Origin of the sequence: Pelagivirga sediminicola, assembly GCF_003072125.1 — a bacterium.
Classification (GTDB): Bacteria; Pseudomonadota; Alphaproteobacteria; order Rhodobacterales; family Rhodobacteraceae; genus Roseovarius; species Roseovarius sediminicola.
On record NZ_QCYH01000002.1, the window covers coordinates 394,799 to 412,469 of the forward strand.

General features: G+C 61.7%; 27 protein-coding genes. 24 read left to right on the forward strand and 3 right to left on the reverse strand.

Features of this window, described 5'->3' with window-relative positions:
• Position 1: 1 nt before the first annotated feature.
• Entirely contained in the window at positions 2-820 is an 819-nt protein-coding gene (locus DC366_RS05575) for a putative rhamnosyl transferase (RefSeq protein ID WP_243405045.1), read from the reverse strand.
• Positions 821-933: 113 nt separating this feature from the next.
• Here DC366_RS05575 and DC366_RS05580 point away from each other — a divergent pair, with 113 nt between their 5' ends.
• The 14 genes from DC366_RS05580 (at position 934) to rplP (ending at position 11,674) form a co-directional block, all read left to right on the forward strand.
• Positions 934-1,275 carry a VOC family protein gene (locus DC366_RS05580; protein ID WP_207768663.1) on the forward strand — a complete coding sequence of 114 codons (342 nt, stop codon included), beginning with the start codon at positions 934-936 and terminating at the stop codon, positions 1,273-1,275.
• 323 nt (positions 1,276-1,598) lie between these two features.
• Positions 1,599-1,970: a 30S ribosomal protein S12 gene (rpsL, locus tag DC366_RS05585; protein WP_076532270.1), complete on the forward strand. Its 372-nt coding sequence runs from the start codon at positions 1,599-1,601 to the stop codon at positions 1,968-1,970.
• 12 nt (positions 1,971-1,982) lie between these two features.
• Positions 1,983-2,453 (forward strand): 30S ribosomal protein S7, encoded by a 471-nt coding sequence (rpsG, locus tag DC366_RS05590; RefSeq protein WP_108691198.1) that lies wholly within the window; start codon positions 1,983-1,985, stop codon positions 2,451-2,453.
• Positions 2,454-2,478: 25 nt separating this feature from the next.
• The gene (gene fusA / locus DC366_RS05595) at positions 2,479-4,602 is read left to right on the forward strand and encodes an elongation factor G (RefSeq protein WP_108691199.1); all 2,124 of its coding nucleotides are present in this window, start codon (positions 2,479-2,481) and stop codon (positions 4,600-4,602) included.
• An 88-nt stretch (positions 4,603-4,690) separates the two neighbouring features.
• Entirely contained in the window at positions 4,691-5,866 is a 1,176-nt protein-coding gene (tuf, locus tag DC366_RS05600; RefSeq protein ID WP_108691200.1) for an elongation factor Tu, read from the forward strand.
• A 117-nt stretch (positions 5,867-5,983) separates the two neighbouring features.
• Positions 5,984-6,292 carry a 30S ribosomal protein S10 gene (gene rpsJ, locus DC366_RS05605; protein ID WP_076532278.1) on the forward strand — a complete coding sequence of 103 codons (309 nt, stop codon included), beginning with the start codon at positions 5,984-5,986 and terminating at the stop codon, positions 6,290-6,292.
• Between the two features lie 14 nt (positions 6,293-6,306).
• Positions 6,307-7,191: a 50S ribosomal protein L3 gene (gene rplC / locus DC366_RS05610; protein WP_108691201.1), complete on the forward strand. Its 885-nt coding sequence runs from the start codon at positions 6,307-6,309 to the stop codon at positions 7,189-7,191.
• Positions 7,188-7,805 (forward strand): 50S ribosomal protein L4, encoded by a 618-nt coding sequence (rplD, locus tag DC366_RS05615; RefSeq protein WP_108691202.1) that lies wholly within the window; start codon positions 7,188-7,190, stop codon positions 7,803-7,805. The genes rplC and rplD overlap by 4 nt, the downstream gene beginning before the upstream one ends.
• Entirely contained in the window at positions 7,802-8,098 is a 297-nt protein-coding gene (locus DC366_RS05620) for a 50S ribosomal protein L23 (RefSeq protein WP_108691203.1), read from the forward strand. Before rplD ends, DC366_RS05620 begins: the two co-directional genes overlap by 4 nt.
• Before the next feature lie 933 nt (positions 8,099-9,031).
• A complete protein-coding gene (gene rplB / locus DC366_RS05625) occupies positions 9,032-9,874 on the forward strand; it encodes a 50S ribosomal protein L2 (RefSeq protein ID WP_108691204.1) in 843 nt (280 codons plus the stop codon).
• A 3-nt stretch (positions 9,875-9,877) separates the two neighbouring features.
• Positions 9,878-10,156, forward strand: a complete 279-nt coding sequence (gene rpsS, locus DC366_RS05630; RefSeq protein ID WP_108691205.1) for a 30S ribosomal protein S19 — start codon at positions 9,878-9,880, stop codon at positions 10,154-10,156.
• Between the two features lie 3 nt (positions 10,157-10,159).
• A complete protein-coding gene (gene rplV, locus DC366_RS05635; protein WP_108691206.1) occupies positions 10,160-10,540 on the forward strand; it encodes a 50S ribosomal protein L22 in 381 nt (126 codons plus the stop codon).
• Positions 10,540-11,247 (forward strand): 30S ribosomal protein S3, encoded by a 708-nt coding sequence (gene rpsC, locus DC366_RS05640; protein ID WP_108691207.1) that lies wholly within the window; start codon positions 10,540-10,542, stop codon positions 11,245-11,247. The genes rplV and rpsC overlap by 1 nt, the downstream gene beginning before the upstream one ends.
• A 13-nt stretch (positions 11,248-11,260) precedes the next feature.
• Positions 11,261-11,674, forward strand: coding sequence for a 50S ribosomal protein L16 (rplP, locus tag DC366_RS05645; RefSeq protein ID WP_108691208.1), 414 nt, complete (start codon positions 11,261-11,263; stop codon positions 11,672-11,674).
• Positions 11,675-11,803: 129 nt separating this feature from the next.
• Here rplP and DC366_RS05650 read toward each other — a convergent pair whose 3' ends face one another.
• The gene (locus tag DC366_RS05650) at positions 11,804-12,694 is read right to left on the reverse strand and encodes a mechanosensitive ion channel family protein (RefSeq protein WP_108691209.1); all 891 of its coding nucleotides are present in this window, start codon (positions 12,692-12,694) and stop codon (positions 11,804-11,806) included.
• 77 nt (positions 12,695-12,771) lie between these two features.
• The gene (locus DC366_RS05655) at positions 12,772-13,392 is read right to left on the reverse strand and encodes a TIGR02466 family protein (RefSeq protein ID WP_108691367.1); all 621 of its coding nucleotides are present in this window, start codon (positions 13,390-13,392) and stop codon (positions 12,772-12,774) included.
• Between the two features lie 164 nt (positions 13,393-13,556).
• Here DC366_RS05655 and rpmC point away from each other — a divergent pair, with 164 nt between their 5' ends.
• From rpmC to rpsE, 10 genes are all read left to right on the forward strand, one after another.
• Complete coding sequence (gene rpmC, locus DC366_RS05660; RefSeq protein WP_108691210.1) at positions 13,557-13,760, forward strand: 50S ribosomal protein L29; 204 nt, start codon at positions 13,557-13,559, stop codon at positions 13,758-13,760.
• Between the two features lie 12 nt (positions 13,761-13,772).
• On the forward strand, positions 13,773-14,003 hold the full coding sequence (rpsQ, locus tag DC366_RS05665) for a 30S ribosomal protein S17 (RefSeq protein WP_108691211.1): 231 nt from the start codon (positions 13,773-13,775) through the stop codon (positions 14,001-14,003).
• A 79-nt stretch (positions 14,004-14,082) separates the two neighbouring features.
• Entirely contained in the window at positions 14,083-14,451 is a 369-nt protein-coding gene (gene rplN / locus DC366_RS05670) for a 50S ribosomal protein L14 (protein ID WP_108691212.1), read from the forward strand.
• Position 14,452: 1 nt separating this feature from the next.
• Positions 14,453-14,764, forward strand: a complete 312-nt coding sequence (gene rplX / locus DC366_RS05675) for a 50S ribosomal protein L24 (RefSeq protein WP_108691213.1) — start codon at positions 14,453-14,455, stop codon at positions 14,762-14,764.
• Complete coding sequence (gene rplE, locus DC366_RS05680; protein ID WP_108691214.1) at positions 14,757-15,320, forward strand: 50S ribosomal protein L5; 564 nt, start codon at positions 14,757-14,759, stop codon at positions 15,318-15,320. The genes rplX and rplE overlap by 8 nt, the downstream gene beginning before the upstream one ends.
• 19 nt (positions 15,321-15,339) lie before the next feature.
• Entirely contained in the window at positions 15,340-15,645 is a 306-nt protein-coding gene (rpsN, locus tag DC366_RS05685) for a 30S ribosomal protein S14 (RefSeq protein WP_108691215.1), read from the forward strand.
• A 12-nt stretch (positions 15,646-15,657) separates the two neighbouring features.
• Positions 15,658-16,050 (forward strand): 30S ribosomal protein S8, encoded by a 393-nt coding sequence (rpsH, locus tag DC366_RS05690; RefSeq protein WP_108691216.1) that lies wholly within the window; start codon positions 15,658-15,660, stop codon positions 16,048-16,050.
• 13 nt (positions 16,051-16,063) lie between these two features.
• Entirely contained in the window at positions 16,064-16,597 is a 534-nt protein-coding gene (gene rplF / locus DC366_RS05695) for a 50S ribosomal protein L6 (RefSeq protein ID WP_108691217.1), read from the forward strand.
• 11 nt (positions 16,598-16,608) lie between these two features.
• Complete coding sequence (rplR, locus tag DC366_RS05700; RefSeq protein WP_108691218.1) at positions 16,609-16,968, forward strand: 50S ribosomal protein L18; 360 nt, start codon at positions 16,609-16,611, stop codon at positions 16,966-16,968.
• Positions 16,969-17,080: 112 nt separating this feature from the next.
• The gene (gene rpsE / locus DC366_RS05705; protein ID WP_108691219.1) at positions 17,081-17,668 is read left to right on the forward strand and encodes a 30S ribosomal protein S5; all 588 of its coding nucleotides are present in this window, start codon (positions 17,081-17,083) and stop codon (positions 17,666-17,668) included.
• Positions 17,669-17,671: the final 3 nt, after the last annotated feature.

Consider the following 17,671-nt stretch of genomic DNA (forward strand, 5'->3'; position numbering starts at 1 on the left):
CCTAACGGTACAGCGCGCGGACGGCGTGCGCGTCGATATTGTAGGTCCGCCGGAAGGCCGCTTCGCCTTCGCCGTCCAGCAGGGGCAGGCGGACAGGTTTGATCCCGTCCTTCTGGCGCGAATCGTTGAACCGGTTGTGCCCGCGAACGAACATGTCCTCGCCGGGCAGGGTGACGACAGGCATCACGCGGCCCAGCTTGGCATGGCTGAAATTCATGATGCCGCGCGACGCCCCCGGCGCAACGGCCATCCCCAGCGCGGGGGTCCACAGGGTTTCGACCGTCGGCTTGGCGTGGATGCCTTCGGGCCCGATGCGCGCGATATGCCCCTGATTGAAGTCGATGCCGACATAGCGATGCCTGCGCAGCATCGGCGCCAGATCGCCCGCCGCCTCGCGCAGGCGCTGCACGAAGGTGACGGCGACGGCATCGTCGTCATCCATGCGGAACTGGAGCGAGGGCAGGGCGCTGTCCTGGCGCACCTGGTTGATGACATCGCACATCACCTGCCTGTGGCGCCCCGGCGCGCGCGGAATCACCACCGCCTGCGGCATGTCCTGCACCAGATCCAGCAATCGGGTCAGCAGCGGCGCGGGCATCGCGTCGCCCACGACGATGGCCAGCGTGAAATCCGGGTCCGTCTGTGCCATCAGCGGCGGCAGGGTCAGCGCCTGAAACGTGGCGAAACGCTCGTCCATGCGCAGGGGATCGTACAGGAACGCGGCGCGCGCCTCGATGCTGTCATGCTCGATCTGGAAGCCCCCGAGGGCGGGGTAGGAGAACCGGCAAAGCCCGATCACCTGCATCTTGGTTTTGCTCATTGACTGTGCGATCCTGCCCCGTGCTGCCGTGGGCCGACACTGCCAGCCGATCACAGCCAAGACAAGGCAGGCGCAGTGCAGGGGCATGACATTTCGCAAAAAGGGCCGAGGACATGAGCAAGCGTCTGGTAATGGACTATGTCGAATTTTACGCGCCCGAACTGGAGCGCGAGCAGGCATTCATGGGCACTGCCTTCGGTTGGGAGTTCGTCGACTACGGCCCGGACTACAGGGATATCCGGCAGGCCGGCATCGGCGGGGGTATCGAGCGCGCGGCGCAGGCTGCGCCGCTGATCGTGCTGAAGGCGGATGATCTGGAGGCGGCGCTGGCGCAGGTGCGCGCCGCGGGGGCCACGATCACGCGCGATATCTTCGATTTCCCCGGCGGCCGACGGTTCGAGTTTCGCACGCCCGCGGGCACGCAGATGGCCGTCTGGTGCAAGGCGGCGGAGTGACTGCCGCATCCGGGCGCGCCACTGGCAAAAACTCGCGTTGCGACAGGGTGAAGGTGCCCTCGGGGGCCTGTTGACAACCCCTGCGACTCCCCCTATACGCGCCTCATCCGGCTTTGGGGGGTCGCCCCGTCTGCCGATATCAGAACTGAAGTGGTCAAGATCCGGACGCCCGCCGTCCCGATCCTCTGGAAACTCGCCGCGTCCGCACCAGCAAGGGTTCGGGTCGCGGTTGTTGCCTATTGCGGACGCGTAACGGGCATGGATTAACCGCGCAGGTAAGACCTGTGCACACACATGTGTTGAGAGACGGGGAAAGAACCGGAATGCCAACGATCCAACAGTTGATCCGCAAGCCGCGGCAGCCGAAAGTAAGAGCGCAGAAATCGCAGCATTTGCAGGGTTGCCCGCAAAAGCGCGGCGTCTGCACACGCGTTTACACAACCACTCCGAAGAAGCCGAACTCGGCCATGCGGAAGGTCGCCAAGGTGCGTCTGACCAATGGCTTTGAGGTCATCAGCTATATTCCGGGTGAGAGCCACAACCTGCAGGAGCACTCGGTGGTCCTGATCCGCGGCGGCCGTGTCAAGGACCTTCCCGGTGTGCGCTATCACATCCTGCGCGGCGTTCTCGACACCCAGGGCGTCAAGGACCGCAAGCAGCGTCGTTCGAAATATGGCGCCAAGCGCCCGAAGTAAGAGGATTACCAGATGTCCCGTCGTCACGCCGCCGAAAAGCGCGAAGTCCTGCCCGATGCCAAGTATGGTGACCGGGTTCTGACGAAATTCATGAACAACCTGATGGTCGACGGCAAGAAATCCGCCGCCGAGCGCATCGTCTACAACGCGATGACCCGCGTTGAGGAAAAGGTGAAGCGCGCCCCGATCGAGATCTTTCACGAGGCGCTCGATCTGATCAAGCCGTCCGTCGAGGTGCGTTCGCGCCGCGTTGGCGGTGCGACCTACCAGGTCCCCGTCGAGGTGCGCCCCGAGCGCCGCGAGGCGCTTGCGATCCGCTGGCTGATCAATGCCAGCCGCGCGCGCAACGAAAACACGATGGAAGAGCGCCTTGCAGGCGAGCTTCTGGATGCCGTGAACAGCCGCGGTAGCGCCGTCAAAAAGCGCGAAGACACTCACAAGATGGCCGACGCGAACAAAGCGTTCAGCCATTACCGTTGGTAATCTGATACACTGAGGAAGCAGCCACATGGCACGCGACTACGCTCTAGAACGCTACCGTAACTTCGGCATCATGGCCCATATCGATGCAGGCAAGACCACCTGCAGCGAGCGGATCCTGTTTTATACAGGCAAGAACCACGTGATGGGCGAAACCCATGACGGGGCCGGCACGATGGATTGGATGGAGCAGGAGCAGGAGCGTGGCATCACGATCACCTCGGCTGCGACCACCACCTTCTGGCAGCGCCAGAATGATCCGACGCAGGACGGCACGTCCGAAACCAAGTACCGGATGAACATCATCGACACGCCCGGCCACGTCGACTTCACCATCGAAGTCGAGCGTTCGCTGGCCGTGCTCGACGGTGCCGTCGCGGTTCTGGACGCCAACGCCGGCGTCGAGCCCCAGACCGAAACCGTCTGGCGCCAGGCCGACCGCTACAAGGTGCCGCGGGTCGTGTTCGTCAACAAGATGGACAAGATCGGCGCCGATTTCTTCAACTGCGTCAAGATGATCAAGGACCGGACGGGCGCCACGCCTGCACCGATCCAGATCCCGATCGGTTCGGAAAACGATCTGGAAGGCATCGTCGATCTGGTCACGATGGAAGAGTGGGTCTGGAAGGGCGAGGATCTGGGCGCGAACTGGACACGCGGTCCGATCCGCGACAGCCTCAAGGATCTGGCCGACGAATGGCGCGCCAACCTGATCGAGGTTGCCGTCGAAATGGACGACGACGCGATGGAGCAGTATCTGGAAGGCGTCGAGCCTGATGAAGACACGCTGCGCAAGCTGATCCGCAAGGGCACGCTGTCGCTGAGCTTCGTTCCGATCCTGTGCGGTTCTGCGTTCAAGAACAAGGGCGTGCAGCCTCTTCTTAATGCTGTGGTTGACTATCTGCCCAGCCCCAAGGACGTTGTCGACTACATGGGCTTTGCCCCCGATGACGAGACCGAGACGCGCAACATCCCGCGCCGCGCGGACGATTCGATGCCCTTCTCGGGTCTCGCGTTCAAGATCATGAACGACCCGTTCGTCGGCTCGCTGACCTTCACGCGCATCTATTCGGGCGTCCTCAAGAAGGGCGATACCGTCCAGAACACGACCAAGGGCAAGAGAGAGCGCATCGGCCGCATGATGATGATGCACGCGGTGCAGCGCGAGGAGATCGACGAGGCATTCGCCGGCGACATCATCGCGCTTGCGGGTCTGAAGGACACCACCACGGGCGACACGCTGTCGGATCCCAAGGATCTGGTGGTTCTGGAAACCATGACCTTCCCCGATCCGGTCATCGAGATCGCGGTCGAGCCCAAGACCAAGGGCGACCAGGAAAAGATGTCGGCCGGTCTGGCACGTCTGGCGGCCGAGGATCCCTCGTTCCGCGTCGAGACGGACATCGAATCCGGTCAGACCATCATGAAGGGCATGGGCGAGCTTCACCTCGACATCCTGGTGGATCGTCTGCGCCGCGAATTCAAGGTTGACGCCAATATCGGTGCGCCGCAGGTGGCCTACCGCGAGACGATCGGCCACGAGGTCGAGCATACCTACACCCACAAGAAGCAGTCGGGTGGTTCGGGTCAGTTCGCCGAGGTCAAGCTGGTCATTTCGCCGACGGAAGCCGGAGAAGGCTTCTCCTTCGAGAGCCGCATCGTCGGTGGCGCGGTGCCCAAGGAATATATTCCGGGCGTCGAAAAGGGTATCCGTTCGGTCATGGACAGCGGTCCTCTGGCGGGCTTCCCGGTCATCGACTTCAAGGTCGCGCTGATCGACGGCAAGTTTCACGACGTGGACTCCAGCGTCATGGCCTTCGAGATCGCGGCACGGATGGGCATGCGCGAAGGTCTGCGCAAGGCCGGCGCGAAGCTGCTCGAGCCGATCATGAAGGTCGAGGTCATCACCCCGGACGAGTATACCGGCGGGATCATCGGCGACCTGACATCGCGCCGCGGCCAGATTTCCGGCCAGGAAAATCGCGGCAACGCGATTGCGATCGACTGTAACGTGCCGCTGGCCAACATGTTCGGCTATATCAACACGTTGCGGTCCATGTCATCGGGCCGGGCCCAGTTCACGATGCAATTCTCGCATTACGAGCCGGTGCCGAGCAACATCTCGGAAGAGATCCAGGCCAAATACGCTTAAACCGGGTGGCGGGGACAACTCCGCCCTACCCAAACTGTAGGGCAGGCATGACGCCTGCCACCTGACTTGCAAAAAGAGGAGCCATACCATGGGCAAGGAAAAGTTTGACCGCAGCAAACCGCACGTGAACATCGGGACCATCGGTCACGTTGACCACGGCAAGACCACGCTGACGGCTGCCATCACCAAGTATTTCGGCGATTTCCGCGCATACGACCAGATCGACGGCGCGCCCGAAGAGAAGGCCCGCGGCATCACCATCTCGACCGCGCATGTCGAGTATGAGACCGAGAACCGCCACTACGCCCACGTCGACTGCCCCGGCCACGCCGACTACGTCAAGAACATGATCACCGGTGCCGCCCAGATGGACGGCGCGATCCTGGTCGTGAACGCGGCCGACGGCCCGATGCCCCAGACGCGCGAGCACATCCTGCTGGGCCGCCAGGTAGGTATTCCCTACATGGTCGTCTACATGAACAAGGTTGACCAGGTCGACGACGAAGAGCTGCTGGAACTGGTCGAGATGGAAATCCGCGAGCTGCTGTCCAGCTACGACTATCCCGGCGACGACATCCCCGTCATCCCCGGCTCGGCCCTGGCCGCTCTGGAAGACCGCGATCCCGAAATCGGCGAGCAGTCCATCCGCAAGCTGATGGCCGCGGTGGACGAGTACATCCCGACCCCGGCACGCGCCATCGATCAGCCCTTCCTGATGCCGGTCGAGGACGTGTTCTCGATCTCCGGTCGCGGAACGGTTGTGACCGGCCGTATCGAGCGCGGTGTGATCAACGTTGGCGACGAAATCGAAATCGTCGGCATCAAGGACACCAAGAAAACGACCTGCACGGGCGTGGAAATGTTCCGCAAGCTGCTGGATCGTGGTGAGGCAGGCGACAACATCGGCGCTCTGCTGCGCGGTATCGATCGTGAAGGCGTCGAGCGCGGCCAGGTTCTGTGCAAGCCGAAGTCGGTTACGCCCCACACCAAGTTCGAGGCCGAGGCGTATATCCTGAACAAGGAAGAGGGCGGTCGTCACACCCCGTTCTTCGCCAACTACCGTCCGCAGTTCTACTTCCGCACCACGGACGTCACCGGCACCGTCATCCTGCCCGAGGGCACGGAAATGGTCATGCCCGGCGACAACCTGCAGTTCGGTGTCGAGCTGATCGCCCCGATCGCGATGGAAGAGGGTCTGCGTTTCGCCATCCGTGAAGGCGGCCGTACCGTCGGCGCCGGCGTCGTTGCGAAGATCACCGAATAATCACCCTCGAATACTCACTCTGGGCGGGCGACATGCCCGCCCCAAGGGTTCGAAGAGGGAGGCCGGAATGGTCCGGCCTCCCTCCTATCAACTCCAATGCCGCGAAAGGCTAAAGACATGCAAAGCCAGAACATTCGCATTCGGCTGAAGGCGTTCGATTACCGCGTACTGGATGCCAGCACGCAGGAAATCGTCAACACCGCGAAGCGCACGGGCGCAGACGTCCGTGGCCCGATTCCGCTGCCGAACAAGATTGAAAAATTCACCGTTCTGCGTGGTCCCCACGTGAACAAGAAATCCCGCGATCAATGGGAAATCCGCACGCACAAGCGTCTGCTGGACATCGTTGATCCGACGCCCCAGACCGTGGACGCGCTGATGAAGCTCGACCTGGCTGCCGGCGTCGACGTTCAGATTTCGGTTTAAGGAGGGCACCCGGTATGTTGCGCTCTGGCGTTATCGCAAAGAAGGTGGGCATGACCCGTCTTTTCATGGAAGACGGCCGACAGGTTCCTGTCACCGTTCTTCAACTGGACAAACTGCAGGTCGTCGCACAGCGCACGGCCGAAACCCACGGCTATTCCGCGGTTCAGCTGGGCGCAGGCTCGGCCAAGGCCAAGCGGACCAGCCAGGCCATGCGCGGCCATTTCGCCGCCGCCAAGGTCGAGCCCAAGCGCAAGATCGCGGAATTCCGCGTGGCGCCCGAGAACCTGATCGCCGTCGGCGAGGAGATCACCGCGAACCACTACTTCGAAGGTCAGTTCGTGGATGTCTGCGGCACGTCGATCGGTAAGGGTTTTGCCGGTGCCATGAAGCGGCACAACTTCCGCGGTCTGGAAATGACCCACGGCGTGTCGATCAGCCACCGCTCGCACGGCTCGACGGGCCAGTGCCAGGATCCCGGCAAGGTCTTCAAGGGCAAGAAGATGGCGGGCCATATGGGTGCTGCGCGCATCACCACGCAGAACCTGCAGGTGATCAAGACCGATGCGGGCCGCGGCCTGATCATGGTCAAGGGCGCCGTTCCCGGCTCCAAGGGCGGCTGGGTGACGATCAAGGATGCGGTGAAAAAGCCGTTCCCCGAGAACGCCATCCTGCCCGCCGCGCTGAAATCTGCCGCTGAGGAGGCCGAAAAGGCCGCAGCCGAGGCCGCAGCAGCCGCAGCCGCCGAGGAAGAAGCCGCAGCCAAGGCCGCAGCCGAGGCGCAGGCCGCCCAGGAAGCCGCAGCCGAGAAAGAGGCCGAGGCCCAGATCGAGGCAGATACGGCAGAAGCCGCGGACCAGAGCGAGACTCTGGACGAGACCAAGAAGGATGACGAAGCATGAAACTCGACATGATCAAACTGGACGGCAGCACCGCCGGCTCGGTCGATCTGGGCGAAGACATCTTCGACCTGGAGCCCCGCGCCGACATCCTGCACCGTGTCGTCCGCTGGCAGCGCAACAAGGCGCAGGTCGGCACGCACAAGGTGAAAACCCGCTCCGAGGTCAAGTATTCGACCAAGAAGATCTACCGCCAGAAGGGCACCGGCGGCGCACGCCACGGCGCGCGCTCGGCTCCGATCTTCCGCGGGGGCGGCATCTACAAGGGCCCCGTCGTGCGGAGCCATGCGCATGACCTGCCCAAGAAGGTCCGCGCGCTGGGTCTCAAGCATGCCCTGAGCGCCAAGGCGCGCGCAGGCGAGCTGGTGATCATCGAGGATATCTCGGGCGTCACCAAGACCGGCATGCTGGCCAAGCAGATCAAGGATCTGGGCTGGAAGCGCGCGCTGGTCATCGACGGCGCCGAGGTGAACGAAGGTTTCGCCAAGGCCGCGCGCAACATCGACGGTCTGGACGTTCTTCCGACCATCGGTGCGAATGTCTATGACATCCTCAAGCGTGACACGCTGGTGATCACGAAGGCGGGCGTCGAAGCACTGGAGGCACGACTGAAATGAGCGCGAAACCCGAACATTACGACGTGATCCGCAAGCCCGTCGTGACCGAGAAGGCCACCATGGCGTCCGAGAACGGCGCGGTTGTCTTCGAGGTCGCCATCGGCGCCGCAAAGCCGCAGATCAAGGAGGCCGTCGAGGCGCTCTTCGGCGTCAAGGTGAAGGCCGTGAACACGACCATCACCAAGGGCAAGGCCAAGCGCTTCCGCGGCCAGATGGGCCGCCGCGCAGACGTCAAGAAGGCGTATGTCACGCTGGAAGAAGGCAACACGATCGACGTGACCACTGGTCTCTGAGGTCTGAATTGGCTTGAAGATTTGAAAACCCCGGCTGTAGTGGCCGGGGTTTTTTTCGTCGGCATGAACTCGGTGGCCAGACGGAAATTATTTCTGGCGCTGTGCTTTCTATTTGAGGCATACAGATCGGGTTTGCTTTGGCAGCGCAGAAATAGGGTTTTCAGAAATGGTTAAGTGGTTATTTAGGCTAGTTCTCTTCGGCGTAATTGGACTAGTGGCATATACAGCCTTGGAAACCTATCGTAAGGGATATTTTAACATCCCCGATTTGCCGGACGGAGCATATGTAATATCATACCGAAACGGGTTCCGTGGTATTGTTTTGGATGCGGAAGTCTCCAATGCATCCGTTGCCGACTATCCAAAATTTCTCCGCAGAATACACTTTGCAAACCCGAATAGAACATATCTTCTCGTACCCTTGGAGTTGCCAAATTGGATGTCCGATGTATGGTGCGTATTGCACTCAACCTTCGGACGACGAACGCGCAGTTTTCCAAGAGTCTATGCCGGAAGCTTTGAAGCGACAACTTGAGTATGCGCGACTGGATAGGGTATGCGGTATCGAGGTCGAAGGTGAAATAGTGCGTCGCGGTTTGATCTATTCGGCTCCGAAGCTGTAGTACGATTTGTAGCTCGCTTTGTATGGAAGATGTTCTCGCCATTCCCCCCGGCGCGTCAGGGCAAAGCGCCCTGGGTTGGCGGGGCAGGGGGGCAATCTTTGAAATCCTCGCATCCCCCACTTGACCGCGCCGCGCCAACCTCCTAAACGAGCCTATCACCGCAGCCCCGGATTCGTCCGGGGCTTCGTTTTCGTCCTTTTGGACGACCTAGCCGGGGACCTTCGGGGCCCTATACCCACGGTGGGCACGCGCCCACCCCTACATAGGCAGGACCACACCCCTGCCGTTTGCTAAACGGAAGACAGAAAGCATGGCACTCAAGTCGTATAAGCCAACGACGCCGGGCCAGCGCGGGCTGGTGCTGATCGACCGTTCGGAGCTGTACAAAGGACGCCCCGTCAAATCCCTCACCGAGGGTTTGTCGAAATCGGGCGGCCGGAACAACACCGGACGTATCACATCGCGTCGTCGCGGGGGTGGGGCCAAGCGCCTCTACCGGATCGTTGATTTCAAGCGGAACAAGTTCGACATGGCGGCCACCGTCGAGCGGATCGAATATGACCCGAACCGGACCGCCTTCATCGCGCTCGTCAAGTATGACGATGGCGAGCAGACCTATATCCTGGCGCCGCAGCGCCTCGCCATCGGCGACAAGATCTATTCCGGCGCGCGCGTCGACATCAAGCCCGGCAACTGCATGCCGTTCTCGGGCATGCCCATCGGCACGATCGTGCACAACATCGAGATGAAGCCCGGCAAGGGTGGCCAGATCGCACGCGCGGCAGGCACCTATGCCCAGTTCGTCGGCCGTGACGGTGGCTATGCACAGATCCGCCTCAGCTCGGGCGAATTGCGCCTCGTGCGTCAGGAATGCCGTGCCACGGTCGGTGCTGTCAGCAACCCCGACAACTCGAACCAGAACTACGGCAAGGCCGGGCGCATGCGTCACAAGGGCGTGCGTCCCAGCGTTCGCGGTGTCGTGATGAACCCGATCGACCACCCCCATGGTGGTGGTGAGGGCCGCACGTCGGGTGGTCGCCACCCCGTCACGCCCTGGGGCAAGCCCACGAAGGGTGCACGCACCCGCAACAAGAACAAGGCGTCGCAGAAGCTGATCATCCGCTCGCGTCACGCCAAGAAGAAGGGCCGCTAAGACATGGCACGTTCTGTATGGAAAGGCCCCTTTGTCGATGCCTACGTCCTGAAAAAGGCGGAAAGCTCGCGCGAGGGTGGCCGCAATGAAGTCATCAAGATATGGTCGCGCCGCTCGACGATCCTGCCCCAGTTCGTGGGCCTGACGTTCGGCGTCTACAACGGTCGCAAGCATATCCCTGTCAACGTCAGCGAAGACATGATCGGTCAGAAGTTCGGTGAATACTCGCCGACACGGACCTACACCGGTCATGCCGCCGACAAAAAAGCGAAGCGGAAGTAAGTCATGGGCAAGGAAAAGAACCCCCGCCGCGTGGCCGATAACGAAGCAATGGCAAAACTGCGCATGCTTCGCACCAGCCCGCAGAAACTGAACCTTCTGGCACAGCTCATCCGTGGCAAGAAGGTGGACAAGGCCCTGAACGATCTGACGTTCTCGCAAAAGCGGATCGCCGAGGATGTTCGCAAGTGCCTGCAATCCGCCATCGCCAACGCCGAGAACAACCATAATCTCGACGTGGATGAACTGGTCGTGGCCGAGGCCTATGTCGGCAAGAACCTGGTCATGAAGCGCGGTCGCCCGCGTGCCCGTGGCCGGTTCGGCGCCCTGCGCAAGCCGTTCTCGGAGATCACGATCAAACTGCGCCAAGTTGAGGAGCAAGCCTGATGGGTAACAAAGTCAATCCGATTGGCATGCGCCTTCAGATCAACCGGACCTGGGACAGCCGCTGGTATGCGGATACCAAGGATTACGGTAATCTGCTGCTCGAAGATCTTGCCATGCGCGAATTCATCAAGAACGAGTGCAAGCAGGCCGGCGTCAGCCGCGTCGTCATCGAGCGTCCGCACAAGAAGTGCCGCGTGACCGTTCACACAGCACGCCCCGGCGTCATCATCGGCAAGAAAGGCGCAGACATCGAAACCCTGCGCAAGAAGCTGGCGGCGATGACGGCAAGCGAGTTGCACCTGAACATCGTAGAAGTGCGCAAGCCTGAACTGGACGCCGCGCTGGTGGGTGAGAGCATCGCCCAGCAGCTGGAGCGCCGCGTCAGCTTCCGCCGTGCGATGAAGCGTGCCGTGCAGAACGCCATGCGTATGGGTGCCTTGGGTATCCGCGTGAACCTCGCCGGCCGCCTTGGCGGCGCCGAGATCGCCCGGACCGAATGGTATCGCGAGGGCCGCGTGCCCCTGCACACGCTGCGGGCCGATATCGATTACGCGCATGTCGAGGCGATGACCGCCTATGGCATCATCGGGATCAAGACCTGGATCTTCAAAGGCGAGATCATGGATCATGACCCGTCCGCGCGTGACCGCAAGGCCCAGGAACTTCAGGACGGCCCGGCACCTCGCGGTGCAGGCGGTCGTCGCTAAGGGGGAATGACAGATGCTACAACCAAAGCGCACTAAATTCCGCAAGCAGTTCAAGGGCCGCATCAAGGGCGAGGCCAAGGGCGGCTCGGACCTGAACTTCGGCTCGTTCGGCCTGAAGGCGACCCAGCCCGAGCGCATCACGGCGCGTCAGATCGAAGCGGCCCGCCGCGCGATGACACGCCACATGAAACGTCAGGGCCGTGTCTGGATCCGGATCTTCCCGGATGTGCCGGTCTCGTCCAAGCCGACCGAAGTCCGTATGGGTAAAGGTAAAGGCTCGGTCGACTACTGGGCCGCACGGGTCAAGCCGGGCCGGATCATGTTCGAACTGGACGGCGTCAGCGAAGAAGTCGCGGTCGAGGCCCTGCGCCTTGCGGCGATGAAGCTGCCGATCAAGACACGCGTCGTTCAGCGCGAAGATTGGTAACGGCGCGTCGGCGCAGCCGATAGAGAACAAAAGCCCCCGCCGAGCGATCGGCGGGGGCTTTAACTTTGTTAAACTGCGATACGCATTGGTTTTAGCGATCTCATGCCGCGCATGGCGATCCGGCGCGCTTCAGTCGTCGTCCGCGGGCTGCTCTTTGTTTTCAGGCGCCCTTTGCAACGGCAGCGGTTCTTTGAAGGTCAGCGTGCGATAGGGGAAAGGGATCTCGATCCCTGCGTCGTCCAACGCGCGCTTGACCGCCGCGACGACCTGATCGCGCGACGCGCGCACCTCGACCGGTTTCGAGCCGGTCCACCATGTCACTTCGAAATTGATCGAGGAGGACGCGAATTCCTGCGCAAAGATCTGGATCGGTTTGCTATCGCTTATCACGGTATCGCAGCCGCGCACCGCGTCCGTGATGACCGTGCGGGCCTCGTCCACGTCGACGTCATAGGCAACGCCGCAAATCACCGTCACCCGGCGGTGCTCCTGATCGGTGCGCACGGTCACGGGGTTCTTGAACAGGATCGAATTGGGCACGATCACCAGTTGCCCGTCAGTCTGGCGGATGTGGCTTTCGCGGATCGCGATGCGCGCGACCACGCCTTCGACCCCTTCGCATTCGACGTGATCGCCGATCCGCATCTCGCGGCGGAAGAGAATGATGATTCCGGCCAGAAAATTCTCGAACACGTCCTTGAACGCGAAGCCGATCGCGACCGAGCCGATGCCCAGCCCGGCCAGGATACTGGCCGGTGTCAGGCCGGGAAAGAGGATCACGGCGGCAATCATGATCCCGATGACCCAGATCGCGATCGAGGTCAGCAGGGTGAACAGCTCTTGCAGGCTTTTGCGCAGCCGGGTGCGCCGCAGCGTCCGGGCCAGTGCCGCCGCGGCCAGCTTGTTGACCAGCCACGCCAGAAAAATGACGATGATCGCCACTGTCAGTGACGGAACCAGGGTGATCGCGCCGCGTGCAATGCCGTGCAGCTGATCGATGAGAAGGTTAACAGGCTCCAGCGGTCATCTCCTTGTCGGGTCTGAAGCCAACGCCGCAGGCCCCGGATCGTTCAATCGGATGCGCCGGGGCGGCGGGATTATCCCCAAGCGTAGTTGAAACTGACCGAAATGCGATCATCTTCGGACATGTTCACCGGCACCTCGTGGCGCAGCCACGATTCCCACAGCAGCACCTCGCCGGCCTCGGGGGTCATATATGTAAACGTGCGCAGTTCATCCCGTGCATCCTTGCGGCGGGGCGGCGCGGCCATCATCATCGGCAGGCGCGGATCCTCGAACTTGATCGCGCTGGTGCCCTCGGGCATCGTCACATAGGTCGTGCCGGAAATCACCGAATGAGGGTGTATGTGCGACGCATGCGTGCCGCCTTCGGGCAGGATGTTGATCCACAGGCTGTCGAGCTTCAGCTTCTTTCCGCCCAGATCGAACTCCAGATCTTCCGCGAAAGCGGCGACGTGTTTGTCGAGCACCTTGACCAGATCGGCGAAGATCGGAAAGCGGTAGGGCAGGTCGTCCAGTGACGCATAGGAGGTGTAGCCGGGATAATCGTTATCCTCGCACCATTGCTGGCCGGCCTCGTCGTCATCGGCGATGGACCAGCAGGACGCCTCCAGCTCGCCCGCGTCGATGGGCTTGCCCAGCTCGCGCAGCGCGGCACGGTAAAGGCGGGTGACGAAGAGGGACGATATATCTGACATGGCCATTGTGATAGCGCAGCGGGCAGGGCGTGGCGAGAGCCTTTTGCAGACAGGGGTTGCGCCGGACGCGAGGGACCTCTATACGCGCCAGATCACAAGGATCTCCACCGGAATCAGGGTGACGCGTCGTGCGGCCCTCCAGTGATGTTGAAAGGAAAAAGGCGATGGACGCCAAGGAACTTCGCGAGAAGACACCCGACCAGCTGCGCGATGAGCTGGCAAATCTGAAAAAGGCGCAATTCAACCTGCGTTTCCAGGCGGCGACCGGCCAGCTGGAGAATGCGGCACAGATGCGCACCGCGCGCCGCAACGCGGCCCGTGTGCTGACCATCCTGAACGAGAAAGCCGCAGCCGCGGCAGCAGAATAAGGAGCCTGCAAGATGCCCAAACGTATCCTCTCTGGCACCGTGACAAGCGACGCCAACGCACAGACCATCTCGGTTTCGGTCGAGCGCCGCTTCAAGCACCCGGTTCTGCAAAAGACGATCCGGAAGTCCAAGAAATACCGCGCCCATGACGAGAACAACACGTTCAAGGTGGGTGACAAGGTGCGCATCATCGAATGCCCGCCGCGGTCCAAGACGAAGCGCTGGGAGGTTCTGGAGGGCTGAGCCCGCCAAGACCAAGCCAGCTTAATCGAAACCCCGGGGCAAGGGCCGCATCGCCCCCCGGTAGGTCGGGAGAAACCAAATGATCCAGATGCAGACAAACCTGGATGTTGCTGACAACAGCGGCGCGCGCCGCGTTCAGTGCATCAAGGTTCTGGGTGGTTCCAAGCGTCGTTACGCGAGTGTCGGTGACATCATCGTCGTATCGGTCAAGGAAGCCATCCCCCGCGGCCGTGTGAAGAAGGGTGACGTCCGCAAGGCCGTCGTCGTTCGCACCGCCAAGGAAGTGCGCCGCGAAGACGGCACCGGCATCAAGTTCGACGGCAACGCCGCCGTCATCCTGAACAACGCGGGCGAGCCGATCGGCACCCGTATCTTCGGGCCGGTGGTTCGCGAGCTGCGCGCCAAGAAATTCATGAAAATCATCTCGCTCGCCCCGGAGGTGCTGTGACATGGCTGCCAAACTGAAGAAGGGCGACAAGGTCGTCGTGATCGCAGGCAAGGACAAGGGCAAGGAAGGCACGATCGCCTCCGTTGATCCCAAATCCGGCAAGGCCGTTGTCGATGGCGTCAACATGGCCATCCGCCACACCCGCCAGAGCCAGACCAACCAGGGCGGCCGCCTGCCGAAGGCGATGCCGATCGAGCTGAGCAACATCGCGCTGCTGGATGCCAAGGGCAAGCCGACACGCGTCGGCTTCGACATCAAGGACGGCAAGAAAGTGCGCGTCGCCAAGACCACGGGGGACGTGATCGATGCTTGATACCGCAAACTATACCCCGCGCCTGCGCGCGCAGTTCGACGGTGAGATCAAGGCCAAGCTGAAAGAAGAATTCGGCTATACCAACGACATGCAGATCCCGCGTCTGGACAAGATCGTCCTGAACATCGGCTGCGGGTCCGAGGCGGTCCGCGACAGCAAGAAGGCCAAGTCGGCTCAGGATGACCTGAGCACGATCGCAGGCCAGCGCGCCGTCGTGACCAAGGCCAAGAACTCGATCGCGGGTTTCCGCGTCCGCGAGGATATGCCGCTGGGGACCAAGGTCACCCTGCGCGGTGCCCGCATGTACGACTTCCTCGACCGTCTGATCACGGTCGCGATGCCCCGTATCCGCGACTTCCGCGGTGTTTCGGGCAAATCCTTCGACGGCCGTGGCAACTATGCCTTCGGCATCAAGGAGCACATCGTCTTCCCCGAGATCAACTTCGACAAGATCGACGAATCCTGGGGCATGGATGTCATCATCGCAACCACGGCGAAAACCGACGCTGAAGCCAAGGCGCTGTTGAAGCATTTCAACATGCCCTTCAACAGCTGAAGCAGCGGGAGAGAGAGTTATGGCTAAAAAAGCAATGATCGAGCGCGAGAAGAAGCGCCAGAAGCTGGTCCAGAAGTACGCCGCGAAACGCGCCGCGCTGAAAGAGATCATCAACGACGAGAGCAAGCCGATGGAAGAGCGTTTCCGCGCCACCCTGAAGTTGGCCGACCTGCCGCGCAACAGCAGTGCAACACGTCTGCACAACCGCTGCCAGCTGACGGGCCGCCCGCATGCGTATTACCGCAAGCTCAAAGTGTCGCGTATCGCGCTGCGGGAACTGGGCCAGTCCGGCCTGGCCCCCGGCCTCGTGAAATCCAGCTGGTAAGGGAGATTTGAAATGAATGATCCTATCGGCGATATGCTCACGCGGATCCGCAACGCCTCGATGCGCGGCAAGTCCACGGTGATGACCCCGGCCTCCAAAATGCGCGAGCGTGTGCTCGGTGTTCTGGCGGACGAGGGCTATATCCGCGGTTTTGAATCCGTGACCGGCAAGGATGGCCACCCGGCCATCGAGATCAGCCTGAAATACTTCGATGGCGCCCCCGTCATTCGCGAAATGAAGCGGGTCTCCAAACCCGGTCGTCGCGTCTATCTGGGCGTCAAGGACATCCCCTCGGTCCGTCAGGGCCTGGGCGTGTCGATTGTCTCCACCCCCAAGGGTGTGATGTCGGATGCAAGCGCGCGCAGCCAGAATGTTGGCGGCGAAGTGCTCTGCACGATATTCTAAGGAGGGCTGTTTTATGTCTCGTATCGGCAAACTGCCCATTCCCCTGCCTGATGGTGTCACCGCGTCGCTCAGCGGCCAGACGCTTGAGGTCAAGGGGCCGAAGGCAACGAAAAGCTTCACCGCGACGGACGATGTCACGATCACGATCAACGACAGTGACATCACCATCACGCCGCGCGGCAAATCCAAGCGCGCGCGCCAGCAGTGGGGCATGACCCGCAGCGTTGTGGCGAATGTCGTTCACGGCACCAACGCGATCTTCAAGAAGGATCTTGAAATTCGCGGCGTTGGTTACCGGGCGCAGCTTCAGGGCAATGTCCTGAAACTGAACCTCGGCCTGTCGCATGATGTCGATTTTGAAATTCCGGAAGGTGTGACTGTTACCGTCCCCAAGCCCACCGAGATCACGGTCGAAGGCACGGACAAGCAGCTCGTCGGTCAGGTCGCGTCTGATATTCGCGACTGGCGTCCGCCAGAGCCCTACAAGGGCAAGGGCATTCGCTACAAAGACGAGTATATCTTCCAGAAAGAAGGCAAGAAGAAGTAAGGAACGGGTAGATGGCAAACAGCAAGAGAAAACTGTTTCTGAAACGCCGCCTGCGCGTTCGGAACAAACTTCGCAGCGTGAATGCAGGGCGTATGCGCCTGAGCGTTCATCGCTCCAACAAGAATATCAGCGTTCAGCTGATCGACGATGTGCGCGGCGTGACGCTCGCATCGGCCTCGACCCTGGAAAAGGATCTGGGCCTGATCGGCAAGAACAACGTGGAGGCGGCCGCCAAAGTGGGCGCCACCATCGCAGAGCGCGCAAAGAAGGCCGGCGTCGAAGAGGCGTATTTCGACCGTGGCGGTTTTCTGTTCCACGGCAAGGTGAAGGCCCTGGCCGACGCCGCGCGTGAAGGCGGGCTGAAGATCTAAGAGCAGCGCAGGCGGCCCCCGTTCGGGGCCGCCTCGATGATCCGGGGGCATGTTGCCCACCTGGATTGATACATCTGGCGCAACGCGCGCCGCATTCGAGAGGACATGCCGCATGGCAAGAGATGACAACCGTGGAGGGGGCCGCCGCAACCAGCGCGACGAAACTCCGGAATTCGCCGACCGCCTGGTCGCAATCAACCGCGTCTCCAAGACCGTCAAGGGCGGCAAGCGCTTCGGCTTTGCGGCGCTGGTCGTCGTAGGCGATCAGAAGGGCCGCGTCGGCTTTGGCAAGGGCAAGGCGAAAGAAGTGCCCGAGGCCATCCGCAAGGCGACCGAGGCCGCCAAGCGCGCCATGATCCGCGTGCCGCTGCGCGAGGGCCGCACGCTGCACCATGACATGGAAGGGCGCCACGGCGCCGGCAAGATCGTCATGCGCTCCGCACCGCAGGGTACCGGCATCATCGCCGGTGGTCCGATGCGTGCCGTGTTCGAGATGCTGGGCGTTCAGGACGTCGTCGCCAAGTCGAACGGCAGCCAGAACCCCTACAACATGATCCGCGCCACCATGAACGGCCTGACCAAGGAGTCGAGCCCCCGCATGGTCGCGCAGCGCCGTGGCAAGAAGGTTGCGGACATCATGACCACAACCGACGCGCCCGCCATCAAGGGCGAACAAGCGCCCGTCGCGCAGGAGGGCTAAGCA

Bases quoted from the DNA above. Each gene is read 5' to 3' on its own strand.
- DC366_RS05655 (WP_108691367.1), bottom strand. From the start codon at position 13,392: ATGTCAGATATATCGTCCCTCTTCGTCACCCGCCTTTACCGTGCCGCG.
- tuf (WP_108691200.1), top strand. From the start codon at position 4,691: ATGGGCAAGGAAAAGTTTGACCGCAGCAAACCGCACGTGAACATCGGG.
- rplP (WP_108691208.1), top strand. From the start codon at position 11,261: ATGCTACAACCAAAGCGCACTAAATTCCGCAAGCAGTTCAAGGGCCGC.
- DC366_RS05580 (WP_207768663.1), top strand. From the start codon at position 934: ATGAGCAAGCGTCTGGTAATGGACTATGTCGAATTTTACGCGCCCGAA.
- rpsS (WP_108691205.1), top strand. From the start codon at position 9,878: ATGGCACGTTCTGTATGGAAAGGCCCCTTTGTCGATGCCTACGTCCTG.
- rpmC (WP_108691210.1), top strand. From the start codon at position 13,557: ATGGACGCCAAGGAACTTCGCGAGAAGACACCCGACCAGCTGCGCGAT.
- rpsH (WP_108691216.1), top strand. From the start codon at position 15,658: ATGAATGATCCTATCGGCGATATGCTCACGCGGATCCGCAACGCCTCG.
- rplN (WP_108691212.1), top strand. From the start codon at position 14,083: ATGATCCAGATGCAGACAAACCTGGATGTTGCTGACAACAGCGGCGCG.
- rpsQ (WP_108691211.1), top strand. From the start codon at position 13,773: ATGCCCAAACGTATCCTCTCTGGCACCGTGACAAGCGACGCCAACGCA.
- DC366_RS05575 (WP_243405045.1), bottom strand. From the start codon at position 820: ATGAGCAAAACCAAGATGCAGGTGATCGGGCTTTGCCGGTTCTCCTAC.
- rplB (WP_108691204.1), top strand. From the start codon at position 9,032: ATGGCACTCAAGTCGTATAAGCCAACGACGCCGGGCCAGCGCGGGCTG.
- rplE (WP_108691214.1), top strand. From the start codon at position 14,757: ATGCTTGATACCGCAAACTATACCCCGCGCCTGCGCGCGCAGTTCGAC.
- rpsE (WP_108691219.1), top strand. From the start codon at position 17,081: ATGGCAAGAGATGACAACCGTGGAGGGGGCCGCCGCAACCAGCGCGAC.
- rpsC (WP_108691207.1), top strand. From the start codon at position 10,540: ATGGGTAACAAAGTCAATCCGATTGGCATGCGCCTTCAGATCAACCGG.
- rpsG (WP_108691198.1), top strand. From the start codon at position 1,983: ATGTCCCGTCGTCACGCCGCCGAAAAGCGCGAAGTCCTGCCCGATGCC.
- rpsN (WP_108691215.1), top strand. From the start codon at position 15,340: ATGGCTAAAAAAGCAATGATCGAGCGCGAGAAGAAGCGCCAGAAGCTG.
- rplR (WP_108691218.1), top strand. From the start codon at position 16,609: ATGGCAAACAGCAAGAGAAAACTGTTTCTGAAACGCCGCCTGCGCGTT.
- rpsJ (WP_076532278.1), top strand. From the start codon at position 5,984: ATGCAAAGCCAGAACATTCGCATTCGGCTGAAGGCGTTCGATTACCGC.
- rplX (WP_108691213.1), top strand. From the start codon at position 14,453: ATGGCTGCCAAACTGAAGAAGGGCGACAAGGTCGTCGTGATCGCAGGC.
- rplF (WP_108691217.1), top strand. From the start codon at position 16,064: ATGTCTCGTATCGGCAAACTGCCCATTCCCCTGCCTGATGGTGTCACC.
- DC366_RS05620 (WP_108691203.1), top strand. From the start codon at position 7,802: ATGAGCGCGAAACCCGAACATTACGACGTGATCCGCAAGCCCGTCGTG.
- rpsL (WP_076532270.1), top strand. From the start codon at position 1,599: ATGCCAACGATCCAACAGTTGATCCGCAAGCCGCGGCAGCCGAAAGTA.
- rplD (WP_108691202.1), top strand. From the start codon at position 7,188: ATGAAACTCGACATGATCAAACTGGACGGCAGCACCGCCGGCTCGGTC.
- rplV (WP_108691206.1), top strand. From the start codon at position 10,160: ATGGGCAAGGAAAAGAACCCCCGCCGCGTGGCCGATAACGAAGCAATG.
- fusA (WP_108691199.1), top strand. From the start codon at position 2,479: ATGGCACGCGACTACGCTCTAGAACGCTACCGTAACTTCGGCATCATG.
- rplC (WP_108691201.1), top strand. From the start codon at position 6,307: ATGTTGCGCTCTGGCGTTATCGCAAAGAAGGTGGGCATGACCCGTCTT.